This window comes from Saccharopolyspora sp. NPDC050642 (assembly GCF_040654735.1).
GTDB classification, from domain to species: Bacteria; Actinomycetota; Actinomycetes; order Mycobacteriales; family Pseudonocardiaceae; genus Saccharopolyspora; species Saccharopolyspora elongata.
The window spans coordinates 298,361-307,038 of record NZ_JBFAIN010000006.1; the positions used below are offsets into that span (position 1 = coordinate 298,361).

The following is an 8,678-nucleotide window of genomic DNA, read 5'->3' on the forward strand; positions in this document are numbered from 1 at the left end:
ACATCGTGGAATAAATAGGAAATTCAAGGTAGCCGAATGTTTCAATGTGGAAACCCGGGAGCAGCCTTATGACCGCGACGGACGACCGAACTGCCACGGATCCGCCCGGCTCCGCCAGCACCGCTCTGTACAGCTACGACCTCGCCCCGACGAAGAAGGAGGGGCGCCGCTGGGGCGCCTACAACGTCTTCACGCTCTGGGCCAATGACGTGCACAGCCTCGGCAACTACGCCTTCGCCATCGGCCTGTTCGCGCTGGGGCTGAGCGTATGGGGCATTCTACTGGCTTTCGTGCTGGCCTCGGTGCTGTTGTTCCTGCTCCTGACGCTGTCCGGCTACATGGGCCACAAGACCGGCGTGCCCTTCCCCGTCATGAGCCGCATCGCGTTCGGCACCAAGGGCGCGCGGATCCCGGCCGCCGTCCGCGGCATCGTCGCGATCGCCTGGTTCGGCATCCAGACCTACCTCGCGTCCGCCGTGCTCAACGCCCTCCTGGTGGCCATGTTCCCCAGGCTGCAGGTGCTGGAGACGACGTCCGCGCTGGGCCTTTCGACGCTCGGCTGGATCACCTTCCTCGCGCTGTGGGCCGTCCAGGTCCTCATCGTCAGCTACGGCATGCACGTGATCCGCAAGTACATGGCGATCGCCGCGCCGACCACCCTCATCACGATGTGCGCGCTGGCGATCTGGATGTTCGTCCGCGCCGGCGGTTCCATCTCGATCTCCACCTCGCAGCCGCTGACCGGCGGGGCGATGTGGCTGCAGATCCTGCAGGGCGCCGCGCTCTGGGTCGTGATCTACGGGACCTTCGTGCTGAACTTCTGCGACTTCACGCGCTCGGCCAAGAGCCGGAAGTCGATCATCGGCGGGAACCTGATCGGGATCCCGGTGAACATGCTCTTCTTCGCCGGCATCGTCGTCGTCCTCAGCGGCGCGCAGTTCAAGCTGGACGGCCGGGTGATCACCAGCCCGACCGACATCGTGCAGACGATCCCCAACCTGATCCTGCTCGCGAGCGCCTCGGTCGCGCTGATCATCCTGACGATCGCGGTGAACCTGATGGCGAACTTCGTGGCGCCGATCTACGTGCTCGTGAACCTCTTCCCGCAGAAGCTGAACTTCCGCCGGGCCGGGTTGGTCAGCGCCGTCATCGGCCTCGTCATCCTGCCGTGGAACCTCTACGACAACCCCGTCGTGGTGAACTACTTCCTCGGCGGCCTCGGCGCGCTGCTCGGCCCGATCTTCGGCGTGATCATGGCGGACTACTGGCTGCTGCGGAAGGCCCGCGTCAACATCCCGGACCTCTACACCGAGAACCCGGACGGCGAGTACCACTACCGCAACGGCTACAACCCCAAGGCGGTCTGGGCATTCGTGCCCGCCGCCGCGATCTCGGTCGTCGTGGCGCTGGTGCCCGTCTTCGAGGTCGTCGCCGGGTTCTCCTGGTTCGTCGGGGCGATCCTCGGCGCGGCCATCTACGCCGTCATCGGCGATCGCAAGCCGGAATTCCACGACGTCGACGGCGAAGCCATCGCCGTGGCCGCCGAGTGAACAGCTAGTCCGTGAGGGGAAACATGAGGATCGTCGTCGCCAACGTCAACACGACCGAGGCGGTCACCGAGGCAATCCGGCAGCAGGCCGTGAAAGTCGCCTCCGACACCACCGAGATCATCGCGGTGACACCGGATTTCGGGGCCGGCTCGGTGGAGGGCAACTTCGAGAGCTACTTGGCGGCGGTGGCGGTGATGGACCGCGTCAGCCGGCTCGAAGAACCCTTCGACGCGGTGGTGCTGGCGGGCTTCGGCGAGCACGGCAAGGAAGGGCTCGCGGAGCTGTTCGACGTGCCGGTCGTCGACATCACCGAGGCCGCCGCGCACACGGCGTGCCTGATCGGCCGCCGCTACGCGGTGGTCACCTCGCTGCGCCGCACGCTCGGCCAGATCCACGACCGCCTCCAGCTGATCGGCCTGACTGGCCGGTGCGCGGCGCTGCGCGCCGCCGAGATCCCGGTGCTGGAGCTGGAGGCCGACGAGGACCGGGCCGCCACGCGCATCGTCGAGGAGGCGCGGCTGGCGGTTGAGGACGACGGCGCCGACGTGATCCTGCTCGGCTGCGCCGGAATGGCGGGCCTCGCGGAGCGGGTCGAGGCGGAGGTCGGCGTCCCGGTCGTCGACGGGGTCGCCGCGGCGGTGAGCCTGGCGGAGGCCCTGGTGAACCAGAACCTCACCACCTCCAAGCGCGCCTACCCCACGCCGCAGCCCAAGCCCCTCAAGGGCTGGCCGCTGGGGTGAGCGCCCGCCTGTCCACCGCGCCCCGGGATCACGGCGCTCGGTGGACGGCCAGCTCGACTCCGTCGGCCAACCGGTAGGGCCTGGTCTCCACGAGGGTTCCGTGCAGGCGGCGTAGCCGCGACACCTCCGCGCGGACGGTGACGAGGTGCTCGGAGTCGCCGAACAGGGCTCTGCTGAGCGCCTGCGCGGTGAGGCCGGCGGGGCCGGCGGAGTGCAGGAGCGCGAAGATCTCGGCGTGCCGCCTGGTCAGCGGGCGGTGCCATTCGGCGTCGCCGGAGCGCAGGCGCAGCATCGGCGATCCGGACAGGTCGAGGTCGAGCAGCACCGCCCGCCCGCGGTCCGACGGCCGGATCAGCCAGCCGTCCGCCAGCCGCTCGGGCAGGCAGGCACCGACGCCGGGAACCGCGATGACCTGCCCGTCGGCCGGTGCGGCGATCCGGTCCCCCACCGCGATACCCGAGCTGTGCGCGACCCAGCCGTCGTCGTCGACCAGCAGGGCCGGCCCGGCGGCCACGGCCAGCAGCGGCTCGGCCGACCGCCGCAGCCGTTCCAGGCCCTGCCGATGGCCGCGCCAGAGCTGGGACTCGGCGAGCCGCCGCGCCGTCTCCACCAGGGCGCCGATCGCCGGGTGCAGCGTCAGGGCGGGCCCGCTGACGTCGACGACGCCCAGCAGCGCGCCGGTGCGCGGGTCGTGGATCGGCGCTGCGGTGCAGTACCACGGATGCTGGCCCTGCTCGAAGTGCTCGCCCGCCAGCAGCTCGACCGGCGCGGCCTCGGCCAGCGCGGTGCCGATCGCGTTGGTGCCCACGTTCGCCTCGGTCCACTCGGCGCCCGGGCGGAAACCGAGGTCCTCGGCCCGGCGACGGACCGGCGACGCGCCCTCCTGCCAGAGGATGACGCCATCGGCGTCGGTGACCACCAGCAGCAGCGGCGAGGCGTCGGACACCGCCCCGATCACCTGCCTGAGTTCGCCGATGACGTTCCGCAGCGGCGAATCGTGCCGCCGCCGCGCCAGTTCCTCCTCAGCGAGGGCGGCGCGGACGTTGCGCCCGTCGGCGGTGAGGCCGAGCCCGAGCACGCGCGACCAGGAACGGGAGACGAGGGCGCGGGGCCGCAGTTGCGGCCGGCTTCCGGAGATGACGGCGTCGTGCATCCGCACCAGGTCGCGGGCGTAGTCGGGCAGGTGCCTGCCCGGCGGGACAGCGTGCGGAACGCTCACCTGTCCACCTCCCGCGCCATCGCTCTCGCGGCGATGATATGTGGCACCGGTCACTGCACGCGATAGCCGGGGCGGATTGCAATTCGCTGCAACCCTTGCCGACCACTCCGAACGAGGGGTGTGATCTGCGTTACTCGACAACTGGGATGACAGGGAGTTGCGATGACGCAGACGATCGACCCGGTGGCACGGCCCGGCTCCCCGCAGGAGCGCGTCGATGCCTGGCTGAATCGTTTCGAGTCCGCGCTCGCGGCCGGCGACGCCCGGCAGGCCGCCGAGATGTTCGCCGCCGACAGCTACTGGCGGGACCTGGTGTCGTTCACCTGGAACATCAAGACCGTCGAGGGGCGCGAGGGCATCGCGCACATGCTGGAGTCCTGCCTGGCCCACACCGCCCCCGCCGGCTTCCGCACCACGGAGGCCCCGGTCGAGTCGGCGGGCGTCATCGAGGCGTGGATCGAGTTCGAGACGGCCGGCGGCCGCGGGAAGGGACATCTCCGGCTGACCGACGAGGGCGGCTGGACGCTGCTCACCAGCCTGCGCGAGCTCAAGGGATTCGAGGAACCGCAACGCGAACGACGCCCGAAGGGCGCCCACCACGGGACGATCAGGGGACGTCGCTCCTGGGCCGAAGAACGCGACCGCGAGACGACCGAGCTCGGGCACGAGCAGCAGCCCTACGTCGTCGTCATCGGCGGCGGGCAGGGCGGCATCGCGCTGGGCGCGCGGCTCCGCCAGCTCGGCGTGCCCGCCCTCGTCCTCGAACGCAACGCCCGCGCCGGGGATTCGTGGCGCAAGCGCTACAAGAGCCTGTGCCTGCACGACCCGGTCTGGTACGACCACCTGCCGTACCTGCCCTTCCCCGACAACTGGCCGGTCTTCGCGCCCAAGGACAAGATCGCCGACTGGCTGGAGATGTACACGCAGGTGATGGAGGTCCCGTACTGGACGGGTTCCGAGGTCACCTCCGCCAGCTGGGACGACGCCACCGAGCAGTGGACCGTCGTGGTCGACCGCGACGGCGAGGCGATCACCCTCACGCCCCGGCAGCTCGTCTTCGCCACCGGCATGTCCGGCAAGCCGAACATCCCGTCGTTCCCGGGGATGGAGCTCTTCGAGGGCGATCAGCACCATTCCTCGCAGCACCCCGGCCCCGACTCCTACGCGGGCAAGCGGGCGGTCGTGATCGGCTCCAACAACTCCGCCCACGACATCTGCGCCGCGCTGTGGGAGCACGGCGCCGCGGTCACCATGGTGCAGCGCTCCTCCACGCACATCGTCAGGTCCGAATCGCTGATGGACATCGCCATGGGAGACCTCTACTCCGAGCGCGCGGTGAGTTCCGGGATGACCACCGACAAGGCCGACATGGTCTTCGCGTCGCTGCCGTACCGGATCATGCACGAGTTCCAGATCCCGGTGTACAAGCAGATCCGGGAGCGCGACGCGGACTTCTACGACCGGCTGGAGAAGGCCGGGTTCCTGCTCGACTGGGGTGACGACGAATCCGGGCTGTTCATGAAGTACCTGCGCCGCGGCTCCGGCTACTACATCGACGTCGGCGCCTCCGAACTGGTCGCCGACGGCGAGATCGCCCTCGCCCACGGCAAGGTCGACCACCTCACCGCCGACGGCGTCGTGCTCGCCGACGGCACCGAGCTGCCGGCCGACGTGGTCGTCTACGCGACCGGGTACGGCTCGATGAACGGCTGGGTGGCGGACCTGGCCGGCCAGGAGATGGCGGACAAGGTCGGCAAGTGCTGGGGCCTGGGTTCGGGCACGACGAAGGATCCCGGGCCGTGGGAGGGCGAGCAGCGCAACATGTGGAAACCCACGCAGCAGCAGGGCCTGTGGTTCCACGGCGGGAACCTGCACCAGTCCCGGCACTACTCGCTCTACCTCGCCCTGCAGCTCAAGGCCAGGTACGAGGGCATCCCGACGCCGGTCTACGGCCTGCAGGAGGTGCACCACCTGTCCTGACCAGCCGGCGCGCCTGTTTCCGCTGGTCGCTCCTGCCGTGAGTACTTTGTGCCGCTGCAGCAGCACAAAGTACTCACGGACCTGCCGCTCCGCAGGAGGGACCTCGGTTAGGCGCGTTCGGCTTCGTACTTCCTGGCCATGTGGGCCACCGCGTCGTGCTGGGCCTGGGCGTGGCCTTCGCGCGTCGCGCTCGCCCGCGCCTTCGCGTCCAATGTGGACTGGCACTGCCCCTGGAAGGCCGGCACCACGTGCTGGGCGATCAGTTCGTAGGAGCGCTTCGTCGCCGCCGGGTTCGCCCACTCGTGCGCCATCAGCAGCATCGCGCCGAACCCGCCGGACTGGTCCACCAGCCGCTGCACCTGCTCCGCCGCGTCCTCCGGGGTGCCGATCACGCCGACGCCCGAATCGCGGATGAACGCGATCATCTCCCGCACGTCGCCGCCCGACACGTGCATCTGCGGGAAGGCCGCGATCTTCTGGAAGTACTCGAACCAGTCCTCGATCCCGTGCTCGACGTCCCGGTACGCCTGCTCCCGCGTCTCGGCGACGTGCATCAGGCCGACCAGCCGCCACGCCTCGCGATCCACCTCGGTGCCGAAGGCCTCGGCGCGCTCGGTCATGATGCCCCAGTGGTGGCCCAGGGCGTCGAAGCTCTCGGCGGTGAGCGTCGCGCCGATCGACAGCAGCCCGATGCCGTGCCGCCCGGCCAGCCGGGGACCGGTCGGAGACGCCACCGCGGCCACCGTCACGTCGAACAGCGGATCCGAGTAGGGCCGCAACTGCAGGCGCGCGTCGACGAGGTTGTGCGTCCGGGTCTGCGCGGTGACCGCTTCGCCGCGCAGCAGGCGCAGCACGATGTCGAGGTTCTCGTCGAGCAGCTCGCGGGTCTCGGTCGGGTTGAGGCCGATCATGGCCGAATCCGTGGGCAGCGAGCCGGGCCCGACGCCGAGCATGACCCGGCCGCGCGTGAGGTGGTCCAGCAGCACCATCCGGTCCGCCACCCACAGCGGGTTGTGGTAGGCCAGCGAGATCACGCCGGTGCCGAGCCTGATGTACCGCGTCCGTTCGGCCGCCGTGGCGATGAAGATCTCCGGCGAGGCGATCAGCTCGCTGCCCGCCGAGTGGTGTTCGCCGATCCACGCCTCGTCGTAGCCGAGCGCGTCGAGGTGCTGGATGAGTTCGAGGTCGCGGTGCAGTGCCAGGGTGGGGTTCTGGCCCGCGGTGTGGAAGGGGGCCAGGAAAACGCCGAAACGCAGCTTGCTCACGCCTACCTCCTGGGTAGCCCGGGATGCCTTCCCCAGTGCACTAAAGTCGCCCGCGGTCTGCAATCGCCCGACCGGACCGGCCGGAATAGCCTGCGCCTATCGGTCCGTTAGGCGTGCCGTACTTGTCGTACCCACCGGTCGGTGATTCATTCGGTGCACAAAGCCGGTTTTCCGCTGTCCGCCGGTCCGAAGTGGACGACAAGGAGCTCGAGAGTGCCCGCAGCCGACCGACCCGCCGCCGGTACCCCGTTCCCCGTTCGGCTGGCCGAACTCGCCGCCGCCGAACCCGACCGCGCCGCGCTGACCTGCGAGGACACCACGCTCACCCGGGCCGAGCTGGAATCCGAGTCGAACCGGCTGGCCCGCGACCTGCTGGCGCGCGGGGTGCGGCAGGGCGACTTCGTCAGCATCGTGCTGCCCAACGGGGTGCCGTTCGTGCTCGCCGAGATCGCGGCCTGGAAGGTCGGCGCGGTGCCCCAGCCGCTGAGCCCCAAGCTCCCGGCCGGCGAACTGGCGGAGATCATCGCGCTGACCGAGCCGGCGCTGGTGATCGGCGACGTCGAACCCGAGCTGACCGGCGGGCGCCCGGTGCTGCCCGCGCGGTTCCGCTCCGCCCAGCAGGACGACGGGCCGCTGCCGGTGGCGGTCTCCCCCGCGTGGAAGGCGCCGACCTCCGGCGGCAGCACCGGGCGGCCCAAGGTGATCGTCGCGGGGCGGCCCGCGCTGGTGGAGGACGTGGAACCGTCCGCGGACAGCTTCGGCATCGAACCCGGCGGCGTCGCGCTGGTGCCGTCCCCGGTGTCGCACAACGCGCCGAACATGTCCGTGGCCATGGGGCTGCTGCGCGGCAACCACGTGATCCTGATGCGCCGCTTCGACGCCGCCGAGACGTTGCGGCTGATCGGCGAGCACAAGGTGACCTGGCTGTACGTGGTGTCGACGATCCTGGCCCGGATCTCGAAGCTGCCCGCGGAGGTGCGCGACGCCGCCGACATGTCGAGCCTGCGCGCCGTCTTCCACACGGCGGCGCCGGTGCCGGTGTGGCTGAAGCGGCAGTGGATCGACTGGGTCGGGCCGATCCTGCGCGAGCTGTACGCGGGCACCGAGGCGCAGGCCGCCACGTTCATCACCAGCGAGGAATGGCTGGCGCACCCGGGCTCGGTCGGCCGGGTGCTGCGCGGCGAGATGGAGGTGCGCGACGCCGAAGGCCGGGTCCTGCCGCCGGGCCGGGAGGGCAAGGTGTGGATGCGCACGGCGGCGGACGTCGATCCGACGTACCAGCTGCTGGGCGGCCGGGCGCAGGTCGACGGGGAAGGCTGGGAATCCCTCGGCGACATCGGCTGGTTCGACGAGGACGGGTACCTCTACCTCGGCGACCGGGAGACGGACATGATCCTGGTGGGCGGCGCGAACGTGTACCCGGCGGAGCTGGAAGCGGCACTGGCGCTGCACGACGCAGTGGTCGACAGCTGCGTGATCGGCCTGCCCGATGACGATCTCGGCAACGTCCCGCACGCGATCGTCCACCCGCGCTGCCCGGTGACCGAGGAGTCACTGCTGGAACACCTCCGCGCCCGGGTCGCGCCGTACCGCCTGCCCCGGAGCTTCGAGTTCGTCGCGGCCCCGCTGCGGGACGAGGCGGGCAAGATCCGCCGCTCCCGCCTCCGAGCCGAACGCCTGCCGTGATCGCCCGCCCCTCCGGACATCGCCACCCAACGCACAGATAGGTGGGGACAACTCCCGCAATTTCAATCGAAACTGCCGACCACCGGCACGTCACCCCACGACACACCGACACCCGTGGACAACCTCCCACAGTTTCAATCGAAACTGCCGACCACCGGCACGTCACCCCACGACACACCGACACCCGTGGACAACCTCCCACAGTTTCAATCGAAACTGCCGACCACCGGCACGTCAC

6 protein-coding genes are annotated in these 8,678 nt (G+C 70.1%); 4 read left to right on the forward strand and 2 right to left on the reverse strand.

Annotated elements, in window-relative coordinates; genetic code table 11:
• The first annotated feature begins 68 nt into the window (after nucleotides 1-68).
• Together AB0H93_RS13355 and AB0H93_RS13360 are read left to right on the forward strand one after the other, a co-directional pair.
• Nucleotides 69-1,550 carry an NCS1 family nucleobase:cation symporter-1 gene (locus tag AB0H93_RS13355; protein ID WP_358571894.1) on the forward strand — a complete coding sequence of 494 codons (1,482 nt, stop codon included), beginning with the start codon at nucleotides 69-71 and terminating at the stop codon, nucleotides 1,548-1,550.
• A gap of 23 nt (nucleotides 1,551-1,573) precedes the next feature.
• A complete protein-coding gene (locus tag AB0H93_RS13360; protein WP_358571896.1) occupies nucleotides 1,574-2,290 on the forward strand; it encodes an aspartate/glutamate racemase family protein in 717 nt (238 codons plus the stop codon).
• 28 nt (nucleotides 2,291-2,318) lie between these two features.
• On the opposite strand, the gene AB0H93_RS13365 is transcribed toward AB0H93_RS13360, so the two are convergent.
• Nucleotides 2,319-3,509, reverse strand: coding sequence for a transcriptional regulator (locus AB0H93_RS13365; protein ID WP_358571898.1), 1,191 nt, complete (start codon nucleotides 3,507-3,509; stop codon nucleotides 2,319-2,321).
• Nucleotides 3,510-3,671: 162 nt separating this feature from the next.
• Here AB0H93_RS13365 and AB0H93_RS13370 point away from each other — a divergent pair, with 162 nt between their 5' ends.
• Nucleotides 3,672-5,489, forward strand: a complete 1,818-nt coding sequence (locus AB0H93_RS13370; protein WP_358571900.1) for an NAD(P)-binding domain-containing protein — start codon at nucleotides 3,672-3,674, stop codon at nucleotides 5,487-5,489.
• 107 nt (nucleotides 5,490-5,596) lie between these two features.
• Here the strand turns inward: AB0H93_RS13370 and AB0H93_RS13375 are convergent, their stop codons facing one another.
• Nucleotides 5,597-6,754, reverse strand: coding sequence for an LLM class flavin-dependent oxidoreductase (locus tag AB0H93_RS13375; protein WP_358571902.1), 1,158 nt, complete (start codon nucleotides 6,752-6,754; stop codon nucleotides 5,597-5,599).
• A gap of 213 nt (nucleotides 6,755-6,967) precedes the next feature.
• Here AB0H93_RS13375 and AB0H93_RS13380 point away from each other — a divergent pair, with 213 nt between their 5' ends.
• Entirely contained in the window at nucleotides 6,968-8,440 is a 1,473-nt protein-coding gene (locus AB0H93_RS13380; protein ID WP_358571904.1) for an AMP-binding protein, read from the forward strand.
• The last annotated feature ends 238 nt before the right edge of the window (nucleotides 8,441-8,678 follow it).

What these genes read in the sequence shown, in the direction of transcription:
- AB0H93_RS13360 (WP_358571896.1), top strand. Translation starts at nt 1,574, where the DNA reads ATGAGGATCGTCGTCGCCAACGTCAACACGACCGAGGCGGTCACCGAG.
- AB0H93_RS13370 (WP_358571900.1), top strand. Translation starts at nt 3,672, where the DNA reads ATGACGCAGACGATCGACCCGGTGGCACGGCCCGGCTCCCCGCAGGAG.
- AB0H93_RS13355 (WP_358571894.1), top strand. Translation starts at nt 69, where the DNA reads ATGACCGCGACGGACGACCGAACTGCCACGGATCCGCCCGGCTCCGCC.